Below are 26637 nucleotides of genomic sequence, written 5' to 3'. Positions count from 1 at the left end.
ATTCTTTATTTAATAAATAATATTAATGATAATACTAACATGACTACTAAAATTAAACAAACAATGGTAATACTAAATACTGTTAAACTTCATTTATAATTATTTTTAATTTTAATTTTTTGTAATTCATCTTGAAAATGATTATGCTGGTGATTAATTTCTTTTAATTCTTTATTAAAATCACTATTATTTAGTTTGTATTTTTTATATTTGAATTCTAAATTTTTAACAAAATTTTTAATATCATGAATTTTACTTTCTAAATCTTTTTGAAATTCACTTATTTTATTATGCATGCTATTAATTAATGTTTGATATTCTAAATTAGTATTGATTAATGGCATATCAACTTTATAATCAACATTATTGCTATATTTTTCTAAAATATTATTAATATTTTCTAACATATTTTCCAATATTAATTTATCATTATCATCTAAATGTTGCTCATTATTTTTAATAAAGCAATTTTCAAAATTAATTAAATTTAATTCAGAATTTAAACTTTGAAAAATTGGTTCAAAATATGCTTTATCAACTTTTATTAATTGTTGATAATATTTTTCTATTTTTTGTTCTTGTTCTCAAATTTTACTATTTTCTTTAATTTCTTTAGCAATTTGTTCACGTAAATCTTTATATTTTTCCATTCTTGTCATTAAAACACCCACAGATTACTAGTTAATATCCCAAATTTTATTTTACCTTTAATATTAATAATAATTTTCTTGATTATAACATAAATATATAAAATCATTATAATATACACGATAATTATTATTAATATTATCTAGTTTTATCAGCAAATTACTAATATCAAATAATAATTAAATTTTTATCCTACAAAACTTAGATTAAAATCTAAATATTTTTTTTATTGCATATTTATTTTTTCAATAATAGACTTAAATTAAGATTTACTTAAAATATGTTTTATTTAATATTTTTTCACATTTTTGCTAAATCCCTTGCTATTATTGATATTAAAACAAAATACATAATCTAAGTGAATCTTAATTTAAAATAAGTAAACTAAAAGTGAGGAGAAAAAACATGTCAAAAATTGTATTTTCAGGAACATTAAAATATGAATTGATAGATGAAGCAGCTGGTTATATTACTCCTGTTTCTCTACAACAAAACTTAAACACTATGATTCCTTATATTAATCAAATGTTAGATAGATTACCAGACACAGAAAAAGTTTTATTCTTAAAAAATAATGAATATCCAGAAGGAACATTTGTACTAGAAAAAAATGGAACAATAACACCTATTGTACCACAATATTTACTTAGTAGATTTCAAGACGTTATTATTGATGCATATAATTTAGCAGTTGAAAAAGATTGAAAATGAACAATTGCTAATAAAACAGATGCTACTATTAATAATTTAGATACAGGTTTTGAAAAACACTTAGTAGCATGTTTAAACAGATATGCTGAAGAAGGAGAAGATCTAAAATATCCATTGGACTTCACTTACAAAATAGTAGCAACTGTAACTAATGCACCGCAAGTAACTGCTAGTGCAGATAAAAAATTCCAATTTACTGTTAAAGCAGTTAAATAATTTTAAAAATTTATAAAAAAATAATTTTTCGTACATATTTATATTTTCTTAATACCTAGGTTAGTAGTTACTAACAACCTAGGTATATATATTTTTTAATAAAAGGAGAAATATTAATGAAAAATAAAAACACAACTGAAAAAATTATAATTAAAATAAAAAAAATAAGCAATAATAAAGATAAAAAACAAACAACAAGTGATAATGATAGTAAATTAATAAAACCTAAAATAACAAAACTGCAAACTGCCATTAGTGACTTTGATAGTGTTAATGAAATTAAAGAAAATTTAAATACAATGACTATTTATATTACTCAACTTTTAGATTTATCACCATTTACTAGGAACTTCTTAATAAAGAATGAAAAATATCAAAATGCAACATTTGCAGTCAGAAATAGAAAAGAAATAACTGAAGAAAAATATAATATCATTTCAGAACAAGTAATATTAGATTATATGCGTAATATGTTTCAAGCAGCTTATAGTCAAGCTAGTATTAATGAAAGTTGAGAATGATTTATCAATGATTTAAATAATGTCACTATTGTAAATTTAACAAATTTATTTAAAAAACATTTAGAAGAATGTAAAATAAAGTGAATAGCAGATGGTGATGATAGTTTAGCATACCACATGGATTATCCAATAACAATAAAAGTAGCGATAAAAGGTAAAACTTTTAATGTAACCTCAACTCAAAATTTTACATATATTGTTAGAATGGCTACTTTAACTAATTCATTTAATGCTAACTACTAAATTAAATTTTAATAAAAAATATATTTTTATTTTTAAAAAAAATTTAATATTATAAAAAATGATATTTATTGATAAAAATATCGGTATTAAAATATCGTAAATACCATGCTGCCATCTTATATTTAAAATATTAAATCAATCATTAGTTAGCAATAAAATTGATTAAATTATTATTAAAGACATCTAAAATGCTATTATTTGAGAATATTTTTATATTATCCTAAAAGTTAAACAAAACCATCGACAATAATAAATTAATTATGATTTTCTATCGTTACTGTACTAATAAGTAAACTTAAGCCAATAATAACTAAAATAAATCAATTAATTGATTTATGATTAATAATTTTATTTATCTCTTTTTCTTTTTAAATTAAGGGTAGTAACATTTTAATGTTACTACCCTTACTTAATATTTTTTATTTTAACAAAGAAAGAGAGTTTTAATTTTAAAAGAAAATATAAATATCAAAATGATATTATATAGGTTTTAAAGCAATACCAATTGATAATTATAATTTATATTTTGATATTTAGTTTCGTTAGTTACTTTAGGAATGGCAAATTAACAAAGTAAATACCAGAAGTTATTAACTTTATAGTTAATAACCTTTAGAAAATAAAGTTTTAATTAATACTTTTACTATAAACAAACTTAATTATCATAAAAAAGTAAATTTGACTTTAAATTTTTAATACTTTTAAAGTATAATGATATAAATTTTAAAATGTTTTTTGATTATTAGTTTTATATGATTATTGGTGTTAAAGGGTAAGTGGGAATATTAATTTTATGAAATTGGAATAGATATTAAATTGAGTTTTTAAACTAAATGAAAGACTCATATCAGTAAAACAAAATACAAAACCCTTACATGAAAATTAACCATATAAGGGCATAAAGCCAAATTTACAATTTTAAATTAATTAAACTGATGTTTTTTGTCCTAAGATTAGGACAAGTATATAATAACAAATTTAAATCAAATTACAATAGATGATCAGACTGTATATAATATATTTTGATTAATTAGCATAGAAATAATTATTAATTTTAATTAGTTTTATAATTTAAACATCACTTATCTTATGATAACATTCTTATTTTTTTATATAGAAGTAGAACAAATATAAAATTCATATTTGATAATTATCAATCATAATTTAAAATTGATGTAAATTTAAACCAGTAGTAATAAAACTATCAATTAAAACAAATCTTAGCAAATAATCTTGCTAAGGAAAAATATAAAGTTATTGTTAACGGTTTTTTTGATATTTATATATTAACCTCAGTACTATTCTTAAAGGTAATATTCTAATAATAGTTCTTGTAATTTTATTAGAAATACCAGTAATAATAAAACTTTTTCTCTTTATTTTTAATGCTGTTTGTAATGATTTTTTAGCATAAGTTTCAGTATCTAAAACTGGTAATAACGAACTGTAATGTTGTTTACTTCCTTTACCATTACTACTACGATTTCAAAATTCAGTTTTTAACGGACCTGGGCAAATTGTAATGACTCTTACTTTACTTTTTGCTCGCTTTAATTCATAGTTAATAGCAACCCCTAAACTTCAAACATATGATTTAGAAGCATAATAACTAGCAAAAACAGGACCAGGACTAAAAGCTGCCATACTTCCAATATTAATAACACGACCATAGTTATTTTTACTAAAACGTTGCACAAATAACTTTGTTAAAATATGAAGACAAGAAATATTTAAATTAATCATATTTAATTCTTGTTCTAACATGCTATCGTTAAACATTCCTCAAACACCATAACCAGCATTATTAATAACTACCGTTACATTTAATGTCTTAACTAATTCAAATAATTTATAAACATTTTTTAAATCAGATAAATCAAAATCATAATTTTTAATTTGTAAATGTGGATACTTTTTTGCCAATTCTAAAATATTCTTACTATCACGGGATACTCCTAAAACATGATAACCTTGTGCTAATAATGCTTGACAATAATAATAGCCAAGGCCTTTAGAAGCGCCTGTTACTACTGCTCACTGATTCAAAATAATCATTTTTTTTGTCATTTATGTTAATACTCCTTTGTTTTTTTCAATACTAAATAAACTTTTAGCATTTAAATTAATATAATGATAAGCACTGTAAATACTTAATATTGTTGCAATGTACATTGGTATCATTACTAATTGATTAATTAAACCATATTGATCATTACTATCATGACCATTAACATTACCATTTAAAAATTGTCAATTAATAAAAAATAAAATAATAATTCCTAACATTTCAACTGCTGCTTTTATTTTACCATACTTATCAGCTGCCATTATCACACCTTTACTAGCTAAAATTTGACGAACGACATCAATAATAAAATCACGTAATACTAAGATCACTGCCATTCAAATTGGGATTATCGTCGCACATGCCATAACAATTAAAACACCATTAGTTAAAAGTTTATCAGCTATTGAATCAAAAAATTTACCAAAAATTGTTACTTGGTTAAACTTTCTTGCTCATCAACCATCAATAAAATCACTAATTGTTGCAATAATAAAGAAAATTGCTGCAATTAATCAACTAACAGGCAAAGTATAATTATTAATAGTGATACTTATTGTCGAAAGATGATAAAAATTATCATTATTAATTGGAGATATAATCATTAAAATAATAATAATTGGTACTAATATTAACCTTATTGTAGTAATAATATTGGGTATCATATCCTTAAGTCCTTTCATCTAAGTTAATTAGATATCATATAAAAACAAAACTTATATCATTAACAGTATAACGTTATTTTCTATATCTATCAAGAATATATATTTATATTAAAATACCTTTATTAAAATAAAGGTATTTTTTCTTAACTATTATTATTTGCTTTTTCTCTTTCCGCTGCTGCTTGTGGATTTTTTCTTTTCTCAATATAATAAAATAAACCAATAAAACTTAAATAATAATCTTTATTAAAATCAATTAATCGTGAAGCATTTGTAACAACAGCTTGTCCTGCTGGTTTAGTTCCCCATTCATAAAACGGAATTAAACGTGTTTTTGCTGGATTGTGTTTTGCTAAAAAAATAACAGCAGTATTAAAATCTAATTTCATTAATTCACTACCAGTAATTAATTTCTTACCTTGTAATGATGAATTAATATTATCAGCTTTTTTATCTTTATTACCAGAATGACTATAATTAATAATTGTTTTTTCACCAAACATATCTGAATATTTATTAGCAGTTTGTAAATCCATAGTTTGCAAAAAAGTATGTAAAATACAGTTATTAAAAATAGTTTCTGCTGTTTCTTTACCATATTTTTGTGTTAATTGTTGTAAATCTTGCATAATCATCATGAAGAAAATATTACGACTTCGTGAAACAGTAATCATTTGTGCCATATTAGAGATAGTTGGTATATTACCAAATTCATCAAAAAGAAAATATAAAGGACGTGGTAATTTAATATCAGGTAAGGTACTTGCATAGCGAATTGTATTTTTATATAACTGGGCAATAAACATTGAAACAAAAGCATTACGTTCATTACTTTCATCAGGAACAACTAAGAAAACAGCACTTGGTTTTTTTACAATTTCATCTAAATTTATATCATTACTACAACTAATATTTCGTGTTACTGGATCAGTAAATAAACGTAAACCATTAGCAACCATCTGACTAATTGAACCTGCAGTTTCCTCAGCACCTTCTAATGCACCCAAACCAATTTGACGAGCTAAACTATGAGTTGGCATTTTTTTTAAAATTTCAACATATCGTTGACGATTAGTAGCAACAATAGCTGCATTTGACATACTAAAATATTTTAATGGCACATCAGGTTGATCTTCTAATTGTTCTAACATAAATAGCATAATTGATTTAACAACCTGCATTGCTGATTGATTTCAAAATTTTTGTTTTGGATCTGACTCAGGGAATAAAGCTTCAACAATATCATTAATTCATGATAATGCCATTGATTCATAAGTAATTGATTCATTTAAAGGATTATTTTCTTTTTTTAAACGCATTGATTCTACATAAAAATCATATACTTTTACAAAAGGATTTCATGAATTAGAGACAGAAGTATCACGCAAATTAATGACATAAACATCATAATCATTATCTTTTAGTATTTTAGAATGATTTTGAAATAATTCACCTTTTGGGTCAGTAATAACCATTGATGGTTTAATTTTTGACTGTGCATTTAAATAAATAGTTGGAATAACTAATTTTTGTGTTTTACCACTACCTGTGCCACCAATTACAATATTATGAGCATCAGGTTTAATATTAAATTGGACACCACCAATTTTTGTTTTTGTTGTTTGAACAACAATACCATAATCATTTTCAACAGTTTTTGATAATGGAAAGGTATTAGCAATTTCAGCAGGTGTTAATCAAGCAGCAGAACCATATACTTTGTTTTTTGAATCACGGAGAAAACGACTTTTATTATGAGTTTCACGATAAATTTTATACTTATGAATTATAAAATAAGATAATAAAATACAACACTCAACAAGAAATAAAATTAAAAATAATAATCAATGATCAATAACATTCTGTGTTAAAATCTTAAACGTAAATGGTTGTTGGTTATCACCATTATGAAAAAACATCTTATTAACAAAAACAAAAGCATAAATTAATAAAGTATTTACTAATAGTAAAAAAGGTATCGCAATTAAGACAACTAATGGTAATATTCATTTTTTTTCACGAATAAATTTCATTTTAATAATCCTTTATTTTTATTTTGTTAAAATTTAACCATATTGGGAAATAACACCAGCAATACCTGATATTATTATTAATAAAATTCCAATAGTAATATTACGTCTTCAACGATAACTTTTTTTCTTTTTAAATTCATTTTTTGTTTTTTTTAATTTCATAATTTTCTCCAGTATTTTAATAATTTATTTTTTTATTCATTATATAGGATTAAAGTTAGGACTACCATATCTTCCTTCATTAAAAGGATTACTAATATTTTCATTTCATTTTTCAGAAGCAGCACTTCTAGCCATATTATTTAATTTAACAAAAGGATTTTTGATAATATTTTTTGTACCTTGTCATTTAGTGCCCTCGGCATGAGATCTTCCAATTTTACCAATACCTTTCGCAAGACCTTTAGTTCCCTTACCTAAATAACCAGTAATTCCATTTTTTAATAACGCATTGCTTTCCTTGACACTACCATCTGGATTTTTTCCATCTTCAGCACCACCAAAAGCAATTTGTTTACCAAGTTTTAAGGCACCAACTCCACCAGCTGTAAGAGCAGCGAAATCACGAGCTTTGCCCATAATATTGCCAGCAATAGCAGATCCATTAGAGTCAATAGCACTCTGTACACCTAAATTTTGCGTTACCAAGTGATTAATAAATTTTTGCGTTTTTAAACAAGAAATAGCACCTGCTGTACAAAATAAAGTATATAACACTTGTCTTTCAAATCAAGTAAAACTAGTATTACTACTAATATCTGCTATTGCTTTTGGTAATATCTCAAGAAAAAGATAAATAGGCAACATCGTTCCTGGACCAATGACGAACTTACCAATTACCATTTCTTTTCAAACACCCAATCTTTTTCCTTGATCAACAGGCATCATTCCTGCAACTATTGGTGATATTGAAAATAAAAGTAATAAATCAATAATTCTTTCTACTAATGTCATTGAAGCAATAAATAGTACATACAAGGTAAATCACACAGCAATAAATTCAAGAATAAGGTTTCAATTCTTTAATTCAGCAATAGCAGGCATTCCAAAATCACCTGGAACGTGCTTCGATACTACCTCAGCGTTACCAGCACCAATACCTCATAATAAATCAGCTAAACTATCATTTTTACCTAAAGATGCAACCTGCAACACTTGTAATAAACCTGTCATTAAGTAATTAATAATACTCATAAAAAATGGAATAAAAACAATTACTAAAAAAGCTAAAAAAGTATTTTTTATTGCTTTACCCATTTTTTCTCTAATCGTATGTGTTTCAGTAAACTGGATGATAATTAACTGCATAATAAACATAATGAGGATTACTCCAACTGCAATAATCGATAATACTACAAAAAACTTTGGTAAATTTTGACTATTAAGTGGATCTTTATTAAAATTTCCAAAAATTAAATTAGTTAGCGCATCAGTTGTTAAATAATCAAATATCCCACCATGACCATGATTAGGTGATTTTAATAAAACATCAATTAAATATAATGGTCCTTGAATAAAAATAAGTCAAGGAAGAAACAATAAAGCTCATAACAAAATATCTTTTAGTCAATCCATATTTTTATCTCTTTTCTCCTCGTAACTTAATACTAAAGTTGATTATTATCTTTTATGTAATAATCCCTGAATTACCATGAAAAGCCGCAACGACAGCAGCAATAATTGCTGAAGCAGTAATACCAATAACTGGTGCAATTAATGTGTACATAAATGCTTTTTTAATTTCACTTCGACGTTGTGGATCATCGCCGGCCGCAGCTAAATCTTTTGCCAAAATAATTATTTTAAAAACACTAAACGCAACTAAAGCAGCAATTAATATTGATGCAACTGCCAAGACATAAGGTCTTGCTACATCGATAATTTTATTGATATCTGGTTGATCATCTGACAAGTAAGTAAAAATCATAAGTTTTTCCTCCTTAATAATAAAAAAATAAAATTACTAATCAATCAAAATTGTTTATAAAGCATGAATTTAACTTTCTAATAATATAATAAGTCCTATTTTACTCATGAAAGAGATAAATTAGGACTTAAAGTCAAATTCATATGTTATAAATAATGTTGATACACTCTAATTATAGTTAGTTTTAAAATAAAGTAAATATAAATTGACAATTTTATTAACTAATTTTTTTTATTTTTATTAAAATTATTTAATATATTTTCAATTAAAAAATATATACTTTATAAATATTCTAACTTCTTTCTATAACTTAAAATATTTTAATCTGCTATTAGTCCTTCTTTATCATTTATACCTTTAATTGCTTGACTTTCGGCATCACTAACATTAATTGTTAAACACATACGATATAAACTAGAAACAGCAAACAGACATTCACCAACTTTAGCACGAGCAATAAAATCAGTTTCATTAACAGATATACCACCATAAGAAGCATATAATTCATTTAATGCTGCTAAATCATGAGGTTGCAAGTTTAACACTTTTAAATATTGACTTGAGTTAATAATAGCAGTAGTATATTTTTTAATTTCTTCAGATCCAAGAAAATCATTAATGTTTTGAGTAATAATATTTATCATACCTGTATATTTACGAATTCTTTTAACAATTTGATACATAAATAATAGTGCTGCTGGAAACTCTTTATCAATCAGTAAATGTGCTTCATCAATAGTAATTGAAATTCATTGTTGTTTATTATTTATTTCATTATCGTTCTTATTTTTTCGAACTTCATTTTCAATATATTTTAAAATTAAAAACATTTGTGCATTAACTAAACGTTTATTACCAGATTGTGTCAAAGTATATAAATCATAAACTTGGAATAAACTATTATTAGTATTAAGATTAGTATGAGCATTTCATAAATTAGCATCAGTACCACCAACAACAAATCTTGACAAGATAATTAATAAGTTTTTCAATTCATTTTTACTTCTAATTTCTTTTTCTTTAATCATATCAGATTCAATAATATTATATAAATCTTGAAAAATTGGAAATTGTTCTGCTGTCAATAAATGAATTTTTGTTTTTGCATTAATTTTAAATTTTTCATACATTAAACGAACATAAATCATTAACAAACTTGATTCATTTCTAGTTAATCCACCAGTAGCAATATTTAAAAATTGTTCTAAAAATTGCATATGTGGTGCTAAAACATCACGCACATTATTATCATTACTACTATTGTCACTCAAGGCCAATGTAATTTGAAAGGGATTAATATTACCAAAAGAACCATCACCAACATCAATTCAACTACCATCATGATAATTACATAAATCGCGATACTCACGTTCGGGATCAATGACAATTACTTTATGACCAAGCATAACTTGATAATTTACTTCTTTTTTAGATGTATAAGATTTTCCTGAACCACTAGTACCAATAATTAATTGATTATGATTCTTACGAATACCACTTTTAAAAGTTTGATCAAAAAATACTTTATTTCCACTTTCGTTAAAACCAAGAAATAAACCTCGTTGATCATTTAATTCTTGATTTAAAAAAGGAAAACTAGCAGCGATTGTTAAACATGGCATTTCATGACCAGTTTCTTTAAATCAATCAGCATTATCTGGCATAATTGATAAAAATGCTTCCAACTGACGATAATATAATCTATCAAATTTCATATTATTACTTTTTATTTCATATTCTACTGCACTAATATTTTGTTTAAGTTGTTTACGATCAGCACCACTAATTAATAAATACATATTAGTATTAAAGATTTTTTCACCACCACCAGCAATTTGATCTAATAATTCATTTAATGATTGATAATGATAATCATAGTCTCTTCGCTCTGATAATGATTTTGTCATAAAATTTAAAGTTGCTAAATTTTGCATCGCTTTATTTAATTGTCTTTTAGCACTCTCTTCACTAATACTATTAAAAGTAAAAATTAAACTAGTATTAGGAATATTTACTAAATTTGCTAATCAAACTGCTGAAACTTCAAATGGATAATCATATATGTTATAAACAGTCTGAAAACAATTAGCAAACTCTAAATTATTCTTATGCACTAATAATTCTTTAATTGCTAAATCATTTGTTAAATCTTTACTTTTAATAGTTTCTTCTTTTTTTGTAGTAAACATTTCTTCTAATGAAGCACTTTCATTAATACTTATTAACTTACTATAAACAACCATCATTTCAAAGCAATTAATATCACTCGCTTTAACACCACTACGACTAATATAATTTTTAAAAGCATTTACTTCAGCATTTAATTTTTCTTGATTTGAACAATAAAAAAATAAATAAAAAAATGGTTGTGTCATTTCATCTTGATTTTGAATTTCATCATTAGCATTAATGGCTGATATCATTTGGAATTTTCTTGCTAATTTTGCTTTTTCACTAATATTTTCCAAATCAATTTTCTCAAGTTGTTCTTTATAAAAATTAGTTTGTGCTGTAATATCTAAGGGCATATCAATTTTTATTAAAGACATGGAAATATTAATAATTTTAAAAGCAGCAGCTAAATCTTTAATTTTATTTGAGGCTTCTTCATTAGACAATAATGTAATATTAAAACCCTCCAATAATAAAGCTCTAGTATAATTTGTATTTTTAACATTTAATTGCATCACGTTTTTACTAATGATCTTTTTAAATGGCACTAGTACTTGTGAATTTTTTTCAGCTTTATAATAACGATTTTTGCTATGAAATTTAAATCACAAGAAAATAATTTGTCAACCTTTTTTTCTTGGTTGTCAATAAAAAGTAAGTGGTATCGCAGCAGAACCAACTAAAATAACTGCTAATAACTTAAAAATAATAGCAATTTGCAATAATAAAATAATGATTGAAGCAAATCCAACCACGAATAAAATAATTAATAAATCAATTAAACCAATACTTCTTCAAATTTGTAATTTTACAAATTTAATAGTTTTAGGAATTAAAAACTTCATTTATCTTATCTTTTTTCGAATTTAGTGTTGCATTTGGTTTATTGTTTACTTTCTCTATCTTTATACTATTGACACGCTTTTTAAAGCCACAACGACTGCAATTAACTTGAATATTTATTCCTTCTAAATAATCAGCGATTAAAATTACTCTACCACAACGATAACAAGCAAAAGAATTTTGCGGTTTTTGAGCTAAGCGAACAGATGTATATGTATCTTTCATAATCTCATAGTCTCCTAACTGAATTTAATTTATTTATGAAACACAATTCAAAGTTACCTTGTTCCCCAATTATTTTTAAGTAACTGATAAAGAATATACAAAATTTTATTACATTTTTAATCCAAATTAACCCATTATTTAAAACACTATTTTCTTCTTTTTAAGATCTAGTTTTATTTTGTAAAATATATTATACTTTTTAAAAAAATTAAAAGAAATATTTATAAATTAAATATCTATAAAACCTCAAGAAATCAAAGATTTAATACATTTCTTGAGTTAAATAAATTTTAACAAATTAACAAAAAATAACAAACTTTTTTGTTTTTTTTATTTTTCTGATTTTTTTATTATTTTATCTAATCCAGGAATATTTGGCATTTCACCTTTTTTAATCTGACCAGCAATTTGATCCATAACTTTTTTAGTTTTTTCAAATTGATTTAACACTTTATTTAACTCTTTTTCTGAACGACCTGACCCTTTTAAAACTCTCGCTTTTCTGGTTGGATAACGCAAAATTTGTGGTTTTTCACGTTCTTGAGCAGTTGTTGATGCAATAATATATTCTGCTATTTTTAAATCAGTTTCGGCATCAGTAATCTTAGCATCAGTAATTTTAGCAGACATTCCAGGAATCATTTTGACAAGCGAACCTAATTTACCCATTTTTTGAATTTGTTTCATTTGATTAATAAGATCATTTAAATCAAATTGACCTAGCATCATTCTATTCATAGTTTCTTCAACATCACGAGTTGAAACTATACTTTCAGCTTTCTCCATTAAAGTTGTAAGATCACCCATACCTAAAATACGTTCTGCCATTCTTTCTGGATAAAAAACTTCTAAATCAGTTACCTTTTCACCGATACCTAAAAACTTAACCGGAATTTTTGTTACGTAAGAAATTGAAAGTGCTGAACCACCCTTAGCAGTACCATCTAATTTGGTGATGATAGTACCAGTAATAGGAATCGTATTATTAAATTCAATAGCAACATTAATAATATCTTGTCCTGCCATACCATCGCAAACTAGTAATACTTCTTGTGGTGAAACTATTTTTCTTATTTCTACTAATTCTTGCATTAATTTTTCATCAATATGTAATCTTCCAGCAGTATCAATTAAAACTACATCAAACTTACTATGAGCATACTCTTGAGCATTTTTAACGATACTAGCAGGAGTTTCATTTTTTTGTGAAAAAACTTCAATATTTAACTGTTTACCTAAAACTTTTAATTGTTCAATAGCAGCTGGACGATAAATATCTCCTGCTACCAACAAACATTTTTTTTGATACTTATCTGTTAGCAATTTTGCTAGCTTAGCTATTGTTGTTGTTTTACCAGAACCTTGTAAGCCAACAATCATAATTACAGTAGGATTAGTAGCTAAATTTATTTCAACATTCTTAGTACCCATAATTTTTGTTAATTCATCATGGATAATTTTAATTAACATTTCTTTTTGGTCTAAACCTTCTTTAATAAATTCTCCTTTTGCTTTATTAATAATTTCATTAGTTAAAGTTTTAACTACTCTAAAATTAACATCAGCCTCTAACAAAATTAATCTGAATTCTTTAATTGTTGCTTCCATGTTCTCTACAGTTAAGGTTTTTTTATTTAAATTTTTTTCCAATGTTTTTTGTACTTTTTTTGACATTATGTCAGCAAAACTCATATTTATATTCTCCTCTATTTTTAAGACTATATTATTTTAACATTAAAATAATAATGAAAAAATATTTATAAAAGAAAAAGCACAGAAATTTTAAAAAAAGATAATATAAAGTTAAAAAAGAGAACCGTAGGTTCTCTAAAATAAATTTATTGTATTTTTGTTAATTAATTAATTCTGTTGCTCTTACTTCACGAATAACAGTAATATGAATGTCACCTGGAATGCTAATCATTTGTTCTAACTTTTGTTTTAAAGTTCTTGCTAAGGTATGGGCATCAAAATCATTAATAACTTTAGGATCAACAATAACTCTAATTTGTCTTCCTGCTTGAACAGCATATGCTTTTTCGACACCTTTAACAGATTTACATAAATCTTCAATTTCTTTAATTCTCGTTATAAATTCTTCTAATGAATTATTTCTTGAACCAGGTCGAGCTGCTGATAATGTATCAGCAGCCGAAACTAAAGAAGAATAAACATTATCCTTTGGTACATCACCATGATGAGAATGAATAGCATTAATAATAATATCATTTTCACCATATTTTTTTGCTAAAATTACACCATTATAAACATGCGAACCCTCTAATTCATAATCAGCAGCTTTACCAATATCATGTAATAAACCAGCACGTTTGGCAAGATTAATATCCAGACCTAATTCAGCCGCCATTGCTCCTGCTAATTTAGCAACTTCAAATGAATGTAATAGTACATTTTGACCATAACTTGTACGATATTTTAGTCTTCCAATATAAGATACTAATTCTGGTTCAAAACCAGTTAATTTTAATTCATCAATAATTTTTTTACCATCAACTTTAAAACCTTCATTTAATTCTTGTTCATGAAATCTTAAAATCTCTTCAATTCTAATTGGATGAATTCTTCCATCTTTAACTAAATCTTCTAACGCTCTAGTCGCAATTTCTCTTCTAATTGGATTAAATGAAGAAATTTGAATTGTTTCTGGAGTATCATCAATGATAATATCAACACCTGCTGTTAACTCAAAAGACTTAATATTTCTACCTTCTTTACCAATAATTCTACCTTTCATTTCTTCATTAGGCAATTTAACATAAGATACTGATTTATCAACAATGAAATTACTTGCATAACGTTCTATTGCTTCACTAACAATGTTATTAGCTAATTCCTTAGATTGAAGTTTAATATTATATTCATGATTTTTTATCATTTTATTAAATTCTAACGATAATTTTTCTTTTAATTTACTAAACAACTCATCCTTTGCTTCATTGCGACTCATACCAGAAATTTTTTCTAATTCCATAATAATTTGATCAATTTTTTGATGATATTCTAATTTAACATTTTTAACAATTTCACGTTGATGATAAAGATTTTGGGTTTGTGTTTCAATTATTTCTTCACGTTCACTTAATTTGCGCTCTCTCTTATTTAAAAGTTTTTCATATTCTAAATTTTGTTCTTTACGATATTCAATCTCTAAATACAAATCTTTTTTTATTTTGCTTATTTCAAATTTTGCATCAGCTCTTGAGGATTGAATTAATTTTTGAGATTCTTTTTCTCTCTTTAAAATATTATTAAAACTTTGTTGCTCTTTAATTTTTAAATACATTTTTCTAATTAGAAATCCAGCAATTATCCCTACTATCATTGCTAGACAAATTGATATACCTACTCACATTCCAAACTGTTCACTACTTATATTTGATAATATAGTTAACATATTTTTTTCCATTTATATTTCTCTCCTTGCTGTAAAACACTTACAAGAAAAAGAATCCTTACACTCAAAAACTTAAATAAAACTAAAATTTTATATTTTCTTCCTTAATATCTATACACAAATAAGTAGGATAATAATCCTAAACTAATTCTAACATGTTTTAAATATTAATTTTTAAAACTTGATTTGTTCCTTAATTTGTTCTAAAAGAAAAGTATTTGCTTCTAAACTTTCTTTTATTTTTATTTTTCCTTGTCCTAATTTTACATCTTCATAAGAATACCAGCCACCAGATTTATTAATAATTTTTTGTTCAACAGCAATGGAAATGATTTCACCAATCTTTGAAAATCCCTCTTCAAAATAAAAATCAAGACTTACTGTTTTAAACGGTGGGGCTACTTTATTTTTTACAACTTTTATTTTTATTTTATGACCAACGATTTGATTATTTCTAATTAATTGTTCACCTTTACGTACCTCTAGTCTAATTGTACTATAAAAACGTAATGCTTTTCCTCCTGGCGTTATTTCAGAATTCCCATATATAATACCAACTTTTTCTCTAATTTGATTAATAAAAAGAACAATACAATTAGTTTTGGCAATACTTCCACTAAGTTTTCGTAATGCTTTAGACATCAGTCGTGCTTGGACACCAATTGTTTGCTCATTCATGTCACCATCAAGTTCAACTTGTGGCACTAGTGCAGCAACCGAATCAATAACAATCATATCTAACGCTTGTGATTTAACAAGAATATCTAAAATCTCTAATGCTTGCTCTCCTGAATCGGGTTGGGTAATTAATAAGCCATTAATATCAACACCTAATTTTTGACTATATTGTCGATCTAGTGCATGTTCAGCATCAATAAATGCTATTTTACCATTTTGTTTTTGAGTTTGAGCTAAAGCCATTAATGCCAATGTTGTTTTACCTGCTGATTCAGAACCATAAATTTCAACAATACGACCCTTTGGAAAACCTTTCACTCCTAAAATATCATCTAATAATATACTTCCTGAACTAATAACTTCAATATCACCAATGCTACTATCACTTAGTAACATAATAGCACCTTTACCAAATTCTTTTTCAACTTGTTTAATTGCTTGTTCTATTAATTCATCTTTTTCTTTAATATTTATTTCCATAAAATCACCTCACAAAATATTAATAATTTTGTAAGATAATTCCTTTTGTAATTTTAAAATTTTAATAAACTTTTTTTTAAAATACTTATTGCTTGATCAACAGCGATTGCTCTAATTTCTCTTCTATTACCTGAAATATTTAGTACTTCACATCAAACATTATTGTTAATAACAATGCCAATATAGATTAAACCAATAGGTTTAGTCTCGATAACACTAGGTCCTGCATTTCCTGTAAAGCTAATAGCAATGTTTGTTTTTAAAATTTTTTGGGTATTTAAAGCCATTTCTATCGCACATTCTTTACTTATTGTACCATATCTTTCAATAGTTATTTTTTTTACTTTAACAACATTAATTTTTGTTTCATTAGTATACGTTATAAAACCACCACTAAAATATTTAGAAGCACCAGCAATACTAGTAATTTCTTGAGCAAAAAGTCCACCAGTAATGCTTTCGCAACAACCAATTGTAAAATTTAAGTTATTTAATAAAACTAAAAGTTGATTCATTTTTAAACCTTCAATCAAATAATTTTATAAATAAAAAAAGAATAAAAAAATCATAAGCCACGTTCTGTCCTTGCATTTTTGCAAGTGCTAATCATTTATCTACTATTATAAACAATAGTTCGGTTTATTATTCATTTCTAATAAACCAATGCCCCTACCTAAATTTGGGTTTCTCGCTTGTGGGGTTTATCTCGTTCCAGCTTTTAAGTTTCCTTAAAACTCGTCTCTATGACACTTTTATAGACTAGAACCTTATTTAATTAAAAACTTAGGTTTTTGTCAGCCGTCAGGATTACTGCTTAGAGTTATTGTTTTCTCTAACACAAACACTACTTTCATCACAGAAAGTGCGAGCGTGGACTTTCCTCTACATACCTGCAGTGATTAGCTCATTTTTTATTCTTTTAGAAAATAATTGTAACATATTTATTCTTCATGTACAATACTTTCTAATTTACTTAATCTAGTAATAATATCAACATTTTCTACACCTTTAGCTTCCAATTTTTGTTTTTCTTGTGTTAAAGCTAAAATTTGAGTTTTTAAAGCATCAATTTCTTTTAATAATTTGTGATTACTATCTTCTAAAATCATATTTTGTTTTTTTAACTTATTTACAAGTTCTTCAAGTATTTCATAATTAGTAGCAACTAAATCAAGAAATAAATCTACTTCTTTAGAATGATAGCCTTTATAATCAACAGTAAATTCTTTATCAATAATATCCTTTTTGCAAATATTCATAATTTATGTCTCCTTTAATTATTCAAATAAGGAAAACTATTCCAAAATTTATTAATACTCTATAAAGAGGGGGAATAATAATGTTTTATCCTAACCGTGGAATGTTTCTCGAAACTATAATTAATTATACTATTGAAATTATAAATAATTATAAATAATAAAAAACAAGCATTAATCTTTAAACAAAATTCACCAATTTCATATCAACAAATAAAATTTTTAAAGCAAAAAGTAATGTTGATTATCATGACGTTTATCATGGGAAATATTTATGTTTTGAAGTGAAAAGTACTAAATATCTAACCTTACCATGAAATAATTTTAAAAAACAGCAACTTCAATCTTTAGAAAAAGCTTTTTATTTTAATACTATTAGTTTTATTATTATTTATTTTTCCGAATGTAATACATTTTTTTTATTTTTTTGAGAAAAATCAAAATTTTTAAAAAAGCAAAAGAAAACACTTACCTATAAAGAAATAGCAAAAAATGGATACAAATTAGAAATAGTATATCCATTTTATCTTAATTTTTTAAATTTTTTGATTTAAGAAATTATAGTTGCTTCTTGTTGATTAGTATGCTTTTTAAATTCAGAACTAGCTTTAAACTTAGGTGCTTTAGAAGCATTAATTACAATAGATTCACCAGTTTGGGGATTACGACCTGTTCTTGCTTCACGAATAACAGTTTCAAATATACCAAATTTTGGTATATTAATTTTACCACCATTTGCAACTTCAACTTTTATTTCTTCAAAAAATAAATCAACAATATGAGTTGCTAAGGCAATTGTGATATCAGCCTTTTGTGCCACTATTTTAATAATCTCCGCTTTCGTTTTAGAATTACTTTTTGCCATAAAAGATTTCCTCCTCATGTTTTAAGAATCATAGTCATAATATATAATTATAACTATGTTATCTTCAAACCAATTTAAAAATGTCACTGGTCTGTAATCAAATTATATAGTAACATTTTGTAAAGTGAACTATAAAATTTATTTTTTTAAAAAAATAATAAAAGATTTATATCTATGTTTTATCAATACTGATAATAAAAAATTAAATAAAAAATGAGTTTGAAGAATAATTATTAAAACAGAAAATAAAAATAATGTAAAATATATTTATAATTGTTAAAGTTTTGCTAATTAATATTAATTAGCAAAATATTGTTACAATTTACTACATATTTATGATATATAGCAATCATTTAAACATAATAATTTTAGAAAGAGTGATAAGATATATGACAAATATTATTAATACTTCTAATGCTCCTGCTGCCATTGGTCCATATAGTCAAGCAATAATTGCAGGTGACTTTTTATACATTTCTGGGCAATTGCCAATTGATACTAAGCATTATATATTAAAATAAAAAAATTCTAAATCTATTTTTTACCCTTTTTAAATATTTTTTAATAAATTATATGTATCGTGACAAATCATTAATTCTTCATTTGTTCTAATTTTAAAAATAGGAATTTGTGATTGTTTATCACTAATTTCTAAATAATCATTATATTGATCATCATTTTTACTTGCTACTAATTTTAAATTAAGTACTTTAATTTCTTCAATAACTAATTGACGAATCATTGCAGAATTTTCACCAATACCTGCTGTAAACACTAATGCATCAACATTATTTGCTAAATCATTAGCATATTGAATAATGTAATTAGCAATTCTTTGCACAAACATTGTGATTGCTAATTGTGATTGCAAGTGATGCTGATGACTTTTATCGTTACTACTGGCAAGAACATCACGTAAATCAGAAGAATGGCCACTAATTCCTAACAATCCTGAACTTTTATTTAAATCATTAGTAATAGTCTCAATAGTTGTTTCTGTGTTAACACTACACATATATCCATGAATAGAGGGATCAATAATACCACTTCTTGAACCCATAATTAAACCATCTAACGGCGTTAATCCCATGCTAGTATTAAAACTTTTACCATTTTTAATTGCGCAAATACTAGCGCCATTACCTAAATGACAAATAATAGTATTAATCTTGTCTTTTGGCTTATTTAAAATATTAGTTAGTTTTTCTAAAATATAACGATAACTAGTACCATGAAAGCCATATCTTCTTACTTCATATGATTTGTATCAATCATATGGAACTGAATAAAGATACTTTTCTTCAGAAAGTGTAGTGTGAAATGAAGTATCAAATACTGCAACATGTTTAGCATGAGAAACTAATTCTTGAAATGATGATAAACCTTCTAAGGCTGCTGGATTATGTAATGGTGCTAAAGGAATACATGATTTAATTCCAGCAATAACTTTATCATCAATAATAATTGAACTATTAAATTTTTGACCACCATGAACCATACGGTGACCAATCCGTTTAATATCAGCAAAATCAGCAATAACTTGATATTGACGTAATGCATCAATAACTACTCTTGCTCCTGCTAAATGATTAGGAATATCTTTAGTTACTTCATGTTTAATAAACTTATCACCATTAGCAATTTCAATAATAAAATTACTATTTTTAATCGCTATTCTTTCAACTAATCCTTTGCAAAGGATAGTAAATTGATTATCAATAGTATTAAAAAGTTGAAATTTAATAGAACTACTTCCAGCGTTAATAACTAAAATTTTGTTTTGTTCTGACATATTTGTTTTATCTCCTTGTTAATTTTTAATTAATGTTTGCATAGCAGTAATTAATGCTGTGTAATAAATATCATCAATGCTAGCACCACGAGAAAGATCATTAACTGGCTGTTTTAATCCTAGTACAATAGGACCAATTGCTTGGTAATCACCTAATCTTTGGGCAATTTTATAACCAATATTAGCAGCATCTAAAGTTGGAAAAATAAAAGCATTACATTGGCCCTTAATAGTCAATGATGGAAATTTTTTATTACGAACTTCTTGATCTCAAGCAGCATCAAATTGAATTGGTCCTGCTACTTGCACATTTTTTAATTTTAATTGTTGCACCAAATTAGTAGCATTACGTATTTTATCAACACTTTCACCAGCGCCACTATTATTAGTAGCATAAGATAGCATTGCCAATTTAATTGTATTAAATTGCAAAAGTTCAGCAAAATGAGCTGTTGATCTTGCAATATCTACTAATTGTGCAGTTGTTGGATTTAAATTAATTGAACCATCACTAAATAAAAATATTTCTTCATTTTTATTCATAATAAATGTACTGCAAACAGTTTTAATACCTGCTTTTGGACCAATAATTTGTAATGCTGGACGCAAAATATCAGCAGTAGTAAAAGTAATACCACCAACAAAGCCATCAACTGCTTTATTACTTACTAGCATCATTCCATAATAATTACGACTTTGAACTAATTGCTGAGCATCATCTAATGTTAATCCTTTTGCTTTTCTTAATTCATATAATTGATTAGCAAAATTGGTAATTTGATTATCTGTAATAACTAACGTTTTGATTTTAGTATTTTTAATACTATTGGGAATTTCTTTCTCATTATTAAATAATAAAACTGGTACAATAAAGTTTTTGACAGGTGATTTATTACTAGTGATATTTAAAGCTACTGCTTGTACTTTTTCATTATTACCTTCTGGAAATAAAATTGTGATTGGTCTTTTACTCTTTTGTAAAATTGACAAAATAAAATCTAATAATTTCATATTTACCTTTTCTCCTTAATCGTTAATTTTCTATTTTTCTTTTTCATTAGTAATGATAGTTGCAATTGCTTTATTTTGTACTGCTTTAATAATATTATTTTCACCATTAATATTAAAAACAATAATTTTTAAGTTAGCTTCCATACACATTGTTGAAGCAGTTAAATCCATTACTTTTAATTGCTTATTAGTAATATCTTGATATGATAAATGTGAATAACGAATAGCATTTTTATTAATAATTGGATCTTTATCATAAACACCATCAACACCATTTTTTGCCATTAATAATACATCAGCATCAATTTCAGTAGCACGAAGAGCTGCTGCAGTATCTGTTGTAAAGTATGGTGAACCCGTTCCACCAGCAAAAATACAAACATAACCTTTTTCAAAGCTACTAATTGCTTTTTTATAATAAAAAGGTTCAGCAACTTGATTAATTTCTAATGAAGTTTGCACAATCACTTTTACATTAAGTGCTTTTAATTTTGATTCAATTACTAAAGCATTCATAATAGTTGCTAACATTCCCATATAATCAGCATTAATTCTTTTTAAACCAATCTTTTCTCCCTGTTTAGCACCACGTCAAATATTACCACCACCAATTACTAAACCAACTTCTACTTTTGCTTTAACTAGTGCTTGGATTTGCTGACAAACATTATCAATGTTTTTATTATTATATAATTCATTAGTACCATCACCTAACGCTTCACCACTAATTTTTAATAATATTCGTTTATATTTAAATTGTTCCATTTTTGATCATCCTCCTTAAATTTTAATATTATAAAAAGCCACAGCTTACTTTGTGGCTTTTTATTTACTTATTGTTATCATCTGATAATGAATGATTTGTGCTTGCAACAACATCTTCTAATTGAACGTTCTCAATGACTTTTTGTGCTAAATGTTCTTTAATAAAACGCTGTGCTTGTGGTGTAATAATTGTTAAGCGTTTTTTCATTTTTTTAATTCCCTGTTCATAAACAATTTTTAAAACATTTTTCTTTTGTTCTAACGCTACAATTTTGCTAGTATTAACGCTTTGACCAAAGAAATAAATGTTATGGTCATCAACAGCAATTCCAAAATCAAAACTAAAAACATATGCTAAACCTAATAAAATAATTAAAAATATATATTCTAATATTAATAAACTTAAAAAAACAGGATCAGACTTAACATATTCTGAATCAAATGTTCAAATTTGCATTATTATTGGCACAATTGAGATAACTAAACCAATTACTCCAATCACTAATGTTGGTACTAATAATTTTAAATTTAAAAACTTAGCATTTGTTTTTGGTTTATTAAAACTATATCAACCTCAACCAAGAATAACCATTAATATTACAAACATTAGTAAAGCAATATAATATATAATTTGAAAATTCATTTTACTTACCTCCTCAATAATGTTTATTTGGTAGCATTATCAATTTTTTCACCTAATTGATAACGTATCATTGCCTTAATTGTAGCATGATTTTTAGCTAAATATTCTTTAATCTTAATACCATTGTCTTTAATGTAAACTTGATCAACAATAATTAACTCAGATAATACTTTTTCAAAACGTCCCTTGATAATATTTTCAAGAATATTATCAGGTCGTTTTTTTGGTTTTGATCTTTCTTCCTCTTTAGTTTTTTCTCTAATGATTGATAATTCTTTCTCACGTACTGTTATCGGAATGTGAGCAACATCAATGTATTTAGCATCTGTTGATACTAATTGCATTGCAACATTATTTGGAAGATCACTCTTAACATCAATATCACCTTTGATAATAACTAAACCAGTATATTTACCTCCACCATGGACATATGAACCAAAAACTTCATCATTACTTTTAGATAAACATTGAAAACGAGTTAAAATAATATTTTCACCTAATTTAGCAATTGCAAGTTTTATCTCATTACTTAGAGTTTCATTAGTTGTAGTAGCTTTTAAAGCTAATGCTGCTGCAACAGTTTTTGGTTGATGTTTTAAAATTGTTACTAAAATTTTATTAAATAAATTATTAAATTCTGCTAAATCAGCAACTTGTTCAGTTTGACAATTTAATTCAGCAATAACTGCATTATTACCATCAATTAATACTTTAGTAATACCTTCAGTTGCCTTATTGACACTTTTTTTCTCTGCTTTAGCTAAACCCTTAATTTTTAATAACGAAAGTGCTTCTTCAAAACTATTATTTTTTTCTTGTAAAGCTTCACGACAATCAGTAATTGGTAAATCGGTTGTATCTCTTAACTTTTTCAATAATTTAATATCTACTTTAACTTCTGACATATAAATTATGTTCTCCTTTATTTTTTTTCAAGTGGAACTTCTGTGTTGTTTTCATCAAGACTAATAGATTCTTCTTCAACTGCTTCTTTCTTATCAATAACTGGTTTTACACTTTGCCCTTCATTAATAGCTTCAGCAATTTTTTTAGTAATTAAAGTAATTGATTTTGTTGCATCATCATTACCAGGAATAATATAATCAATATTATCTGGATTTGAATTACTATCACAAATTGCAATAATTTTAATACCAAGTTTAGCAGCTTCTTCAACAGCAATTTTATTAGTAATAGTATCAGTAACAAAAATTGCTTCTGGTAATTTATACATATTTCTAATACCACCAAGATTACGCTCTAAGCGTGCCTTTTCTTTAATAAGCAACATTTGTTCTTTTTTTGTTAATAGTTTAATTTCTCCACTTTTTTCTTTATTTTCAATATCAATTAATTTTTTAATACTTGACTTAATAGTTTTAAAATTAGTTAAATTACCACCTAATCAACGTTCTGTTACATAAGGTGAGTTACAACTAATAGCAAGCTCTTGGACAGCTTCTTTTGCTTGTTTTTTTGTTCCGACAAATAAAACTTTTCCACCATTTTCGCTAATTTCCTTAGCAAAACGATAAGCTTCATCTAATTTACGCATTGATTTTTGTAAATCAATAATATGGATTCCATTCCTTTGTCCAAAAATATACTTACGCATTTTTGGATCTCATCTTTTAGTTTGATGACCAAACTGAACTCCTGCTTCAAGGAGTTGCTCACGTGTTACAACTGACATATTGTCTCCTTCTAATTTGTTTTTCTTCCATTTATTTCTAACATTAACCACTTTTATTATTAAAAAGCACTAGGCAATGAATTCACAAATGTGTTGCTTATTTTCATTAAATTAAGCGTGTATATTGTAGCATATTTCTTATATTTTAAACAAATTATTTTTTAACTGCCGATTAAAATTTTACTTTTAAAATAATTAATATTCTAATAAATTTTTCATATCTTAATTTAATTAAAATACCCTTTCTTTAAAAAAATCATAAATGTTTAATCTAAAGAAAGGGTTAAGTAACAAATATTTTTAATGTATTATCAAAATAAATTTAATTTTATAAATCAATTTTAATATCTTGACGATCACCATCTGCTGCAACAAAATAATCTTTTGAAACTAAATTTAATGTTGATGCTACGACATTAGTTGGAAATGTTTTAATTTTACTATTAAATACTTTAACATTAGCATTATAAAATCTTCTAGCAGCAGCGATATTATCTTCACAATCTTTGGCACCTGATTGTAATTGTAAAACAGTAGTATTTGCTTTTAAATCAGGATAGTTTTCTAATAAAGCATTAAATTTACCAAAAGCTGCATTAAGACCACTATCTGCTTTGGCAAGTTCACCCATTGTTTCCATCTTTCCACTTCGTAATGATACAACATCTGTTAAGGTACCTTTTTCAAATTTCATATAACCTTTAGTAGCATCTAGTAATTTTGTTAATAAATCAAAACGGCGTTTTAATTGTACATCAATATCAGAAGCAGTTTCTTCAATTGATTGTTGTAATCTTAGAAAATTATTACGAGAAACAATAAATAAAATTATGGGAAAAAGTAAAATAAAAGATGAATAAACCATAATTTTTCCAAATAGTGATGGTTGAGCAGTAAATGATTCATTGCTTGGCTTAATTGTTGACATAATTTTCTCCTTTCTTATTAATATCTAATAACAAACTTATTTTAATAACTAGTCCATAGTTAAATTCCATATTTTTTACACACTAAACCATATTAATTCTACTATATTTTTAATTTTAAGTAATGTATTTTTTTAAATTTTTATTTAAATTTATCATATTTTTTATTTAAATTAATACTAAAATAGTTACCTTTACCAATAATAATATGATCAACTAATGTAATATTAAAAACTTGAAAATTTTTTTTAATTTCTTCAGTAATATACAAATCAGATAATGAAGGTTCACTATTGCCACTAGGATGATTATGAATACAAATTACTTTATTTGACTTATGAATAAGTGCTAAATGTAGCATATCCTTAATATCAACTTTCATAGTATCATTAGTACCTTTATATAATAAATTTTGATGAATTAATTTATTTTGATTATTTAATAATAATAAATAAAAATGCTCTTGTGTTAAATTTTGATAATATGCATTCACTAAATTAAAAACATCTTCTGGAAGAAGAATTTTAAAATATTTTTTTTGACTCTCAATAATTCTTATTCTTTTTACAATTTCCAAGCAACTTAAAATTTCTAGCGCTTTACTTATACCAATGCCTTTAATGCTCATTAGCGATTTGATAGTTACTTTATTTAAATTTTCAAGACCATTAAAATTAGTAATTATTTCTTGTGCTAAAAATAATACATTTTTTTCTTTAGTTCCTGTTCGTAAAATAATTGCTAATAATTCATTATCACTAAGAGCATCAAAGCCATATTTAATCGCTTTTTCTCTTGGTTTTTTTGTATTATTAAGTTTTTTAAAATTCATAAAAAGGGGGTA

26 protein-coding genes, 1 other RNA gene and 1 pseudogene are annotated in these 26637 nt (G+C 25.2%); 4 read left to right on the top strand and 24 right to left on the bottom strand.

Going from position 1 to position 26637, the window contains the following annotated elements:
- Positions 1-5: 5 nt before the first annotated feature.
- The gene (locus ACQH25_RS02410; protein ID WP_425381645.1) at positions 6-659 is read right to left on the bottom strand and encodes a hypothetical protein; all 654 of its coding nucleotides are present in this window, start codon (positions 657-659) and stop codon (positions 6-8) included.
- 394 nt (positions 660-1053) lie between these two features.
- Here ACQH25_RS02410 and ACQH25_RS02405 point away from each other — a divergent pair, with 394 nt between their 5' ends.
- Together ACQH25_RS02405 and ACQH25_RS02400 are read left to right on the top strand one after the other, a co-directional pair.
- Entirely contained in the window at positions 1054-1575 is a 522-nt protein-coding gene (locus tag ACQH25_RS02405; RefSeq protein ID WP_425381644.1) for a hypothetical protein, read from the top strand.
- 116 nt (positions 1576-1691) lie between these two features.
- On the top strand, positions 1692-2339 hold the full coding sequence (locus ACQH25_RS02400; protein ID WP_425381643.1) for a hypothetical protein: 648 nt from the start codon (positions 1692-1694) through the stop codon (positions 2337-2339).
- Between the two features lie 1260 nt (positions 2340-3599).
- Here ACQH25_RS02400 and ACQH25_RS02395 read toward each other — a convergent pair.
- From ACQH25_RS02395 to ACQH25_RS02330, 14 genes are all read right to left on the bottom strand, one after another.
- Entirely contained in the window at positions 3600-4406 is an 807-nt protein-coding gene (locus ACQH25_RS02395; protein ID WP_425381642.1) for an SDR family NAD(P)-dependent oxidoreductase, read from the bottom strand.
- Positions 4407-5069 (bottom strand): CDP-diacylglycerol--glycerol-3-phosphate 3-phosphatidyltransferase, encoded by a 663-nt coding sequence (pgsA, locus tag ACQH25_RS02390; protein WP_425381641.1) that lies wholly within the window; start codon positions 5067-5069, stop codon positions 4407-4409.
- Positions 5070-5212: 143 nt separating this feature from the next.
- The gene (locus ACQH25_RS02385; RefSeq protein WP_425381640.1) at positions 5213-7102 is read right to left on the bottom strand and encodes a VirD4-like conjugal transfer protein, CD1115 family; all 1890 of its coding nucleotides are present in this window, start codon (positions 7100-7102) and stop codon (positions 5213-5215) included.
- A gap of 33 nt (positions 7103-7135) precedes the next feature.
- Positions 7136-7264 (bottom strand): hypothetical protein, encoded by a 129-nt coding sequence (locus ACQH25_RS02380; RefSeq protein WP_425381639.1) that lies wholly within the window; start codon positions 7262-7264, stop codon positions 7136-7138.
- A gap of 39 nt (positions 7265-7303) precedes the next feature.
- Entirely contained in the window at positions 7304-8677 is a 1374-nt protein-coding gene (locus ACQH25_RS02375) for an Mbov_0396 family ICE element transmembrane protein (RefSeq protein ID WP_425381638.1), read from the bottom strand.
- 52 nt (positions 8678-8729) lie between these two features.
- A complete protein-coding gene (locus tag ACQH25_RS02370) occupies positions 8730-9029 on the bottom strand; it encodes a hypothetical protein (protein ID WP_425381637.1) in 300 nt (99 codons plus the stop codon).
- A 320-nt stretch (positions 9030-9349) separates the two neighbouring features.
- The gene (locus tag ACQH25_RS02365; protein WP_425381636.1) at positions 9350-12046 is read right to left on the bottom strand and encodes an Mbov_0397 family ICE element conjugal transfer ATPase; all 2697 of its coding nucleotides are present in this window, start codon (positions 12044-12046) and stop codon (positions 9350-9352) included.
- Positions 12027-12269, bottom strand: coding sequence for a hypothetical protein (locus ACQH25_RS02360; protein WP_425381635.1), 243 nt, complete (start codon positions 12267-12269; stop codon positions 12027-12029). The genes ACQH25_RS02365 and ACQH25_RS02360 overlap by 20 nt, the downstream gene beginning before the upstream one ends.
- A gap of 330 nt (positions 12270-12599) precedes the next feature.
- The gene (gene ffh / locus ACQH25_RS02355; RefSeq protein WP_425381634.1) at positions 12600-13961 is read right to left on the bottom strand and encodes a signal recognition particle protein; all 1362 of its coding nucleotides are present in this window, start codon (positions 13959-13961) and stop codon (positions 12600-12602) included.
- Between the two features lie 160 nt (positions 13962-14121).
- Positions 14122-15696, bottom strand: a complete 1575-nt coding sequence (gene rny / locus ACQH25_RS02350) for a ribonuclease Y (protein ID WP_425381633.1) — start codon at positions 15694-15696, stop codon at positions 14122-14124.
- 162 nt (positions 15697-15858) lie between these two features.
- Positions 15859-16842: a recombinase RecA gene (gene recA / locus ACQH25_RS02345; RefSeq protein ID WP_425381632.1), complete on the bottom strand. Its 984-nt coding sequence runs from the start codon at positions 16840-16842 to the stop codon at positions 15859-15861.
- A 53-nt stretch (positions 16843-16895) separates the two neighbouring features.
- Positions 16896-17357, bottom strand: a complete 462-nt coding sequence (locus tag ACQH25_RS02340; RefSeq protein ID WP_425381631.1) for a CinA family protein — start codon at positions 17355-17357, stop codon at positions 16896-16898.
- 48 nt (positions 17358-17405) lie between these two features.
- An RNA gene (gene rnpB / locus ACQH25_RS02335) (RNase P RNA component class B) lies at positions 17406-17754 on the bottom strand.
- A 29-nt stretch (positions 17755-17783) separates the two neighbouring features.
- Entirely contained in the window at positions 17784-18101 is a 318-nt protein-coding gene (locus ACQH25_RS02330) for a DivIVA domain-containing protein (RefSeq protein WP_425381630.1), read from the bottom strand.
- A 200-nt stretch (positions 18102-18301) separates the two neighbouring features.
- Here ACQH25_RS02330 and ACQH25_RS02325 point away from each other — a divergent pair, with 200 nt between their 5' ends.
- Positions 18302-18652: a Holliday junction resolvase RecU gene (locus ACQH25_RS02325; RefSeq protein WP_425381841.1), complete on the top strand. Its 351-nt coding sequence runs from the start codon at positions 18302-18304 to the stop codon at positions 18650-18652.
- Here the strand turns inward: ACQH25_RS02325 and ACQH25_RS02320 are convergent.
- Positions 18649-18963, bottom strand: coding sequence for an HU family DNA-binding protein (locus ACQH25_RS02320; RefSeq protein WP_425381629.1), 315 nt, complete (start codon positions 18961-18963; stop codon positions 18649-18651). The two genes, ACQH25_RS02325 and ACQH25_RS02320, sit on opposite strands and share 4 nt — an antisense overlap.
- A 389-nt stretch (positions 18964-19352) precedes the next feature.
- On the opposite strand from ACQH25_RS02320, the pseudogene ACQH25_RS02315 reads away from it, so the two are divergent.
- Positions 19353-19463, top strand: a pseudogene (locus ACQH25_RS02315) (Rid family hydrolase); the annotation flags it as partial.
- Between the two features lie 50 nt (positions 19464-19513).
- Here the strand turns inward: ACQH25_RS02315 and ACQH25_RS02310 are convergent.
- The 8 genes from ACQH25_RS02310 to radC all read right to left on the bottom strand — a co-directional run bounded on the left by ACQH25_RS02310 (position 19514) and on the right by radC (position 26625).
- Complete coding sequence (locus tag ACQH25_RS02310; protein WP_425381628.1) at positions 19514-20755, bottom strand: acetate kinase; 1242 nt, start codon at positions 20753-20755, stop codon at positions 19514-19516.
- A gap of 18 nt (positions 20756-20773) precedes the next feature.
- Complete coding sequence (gene pta, locus ACQH25_RS02305; protein WP_425381627.1) at positions 20774-21766, bottom strand: phosphate acetyltransferase; 993 nt, start codon at positions 21764-21766, stop codon at positions 20774-20776.
- A gap of 30 nt (positions 21767-21796) precedes the next feature.
- A complete protein-coding gene (gene pyrH, locus ACQH25_RS02300; RefSeq protein WP_425381626.1) occupies positions 21797-22531 on the bottom strand; it encodes a UMP kinase in 735 nt (244 codons plus the stop codon).
- 64 nt (positions 22532-22595) lie between these two features.
- Positions 22596-23174, bottom strand: a complete 579-nt coding sequence (locus ACQH25_RS02295) for a hypothetical protein (RefSeq protein WP_425381625.1) — start codon at positions 23172-23174, stop codon at positions 22596-22598.
- A 23-nt stretch (positions 23175-23197) separates the two neighbouring features.
- Positions 23198-24079 (bottom strand): translation elongation factor Ts, encoded by an 882-nt coding sequence (gene tsf, locus ACQH25_RS02290; RefSeq protein ID WP_425381624.1) that lies wholly within the window; start codon positions 24077-24079, stop codon positions 23198-23200.
- 17 nt (positions 24080-24096) lie between these two features.
- Complete coding sequence (rpsB, locus tag ACQH25_RS02285) at positions 24097-24867, bottom strand: 30S ribosomal protein S2 (protein WP_425381623.1); 771 nt, start codon at positions 24865-24867, stop codon at positions 24097-24099.
- Positions 24868-25195: 328 nt separating this feature from the next.
- Entirely contained in the window at positions 25196-25795 is a 600-nt protein-coding gene (locus ACQH25_RS02280; protein WP_425381622.1) for a LemA family protein, read from the bottom strand.
- Positions 25796-25935: 140 nt separating this feature from the next.
- Positions 25936-26625, bottom strand: a complete 690-nt coding sequence (radC, locus tag ACQH25_RS02275; protein ID WP_425381621.1) for a RadC family protein — start codon at positions 26623-26625, stop codon at positions 25936-25938.
- Positions 26626-26637 lie beyond the last annotated feature (12 nt).

The organism is Spiroplasma endosymbiont of Polydrusus pterygomalis, from assembly GCF_964030825.1.
Lineage (GTDB): Bacteria > Bacillota_I > Bacilli_A > Mycoplasmatales > VBWQ01 > Spiroplasma_E.
The sequence above is the reverse complement of the archived record's forward strand: the minus strand, read 5'-3'. Positions and strand labels throughout refer to the sequence as shown.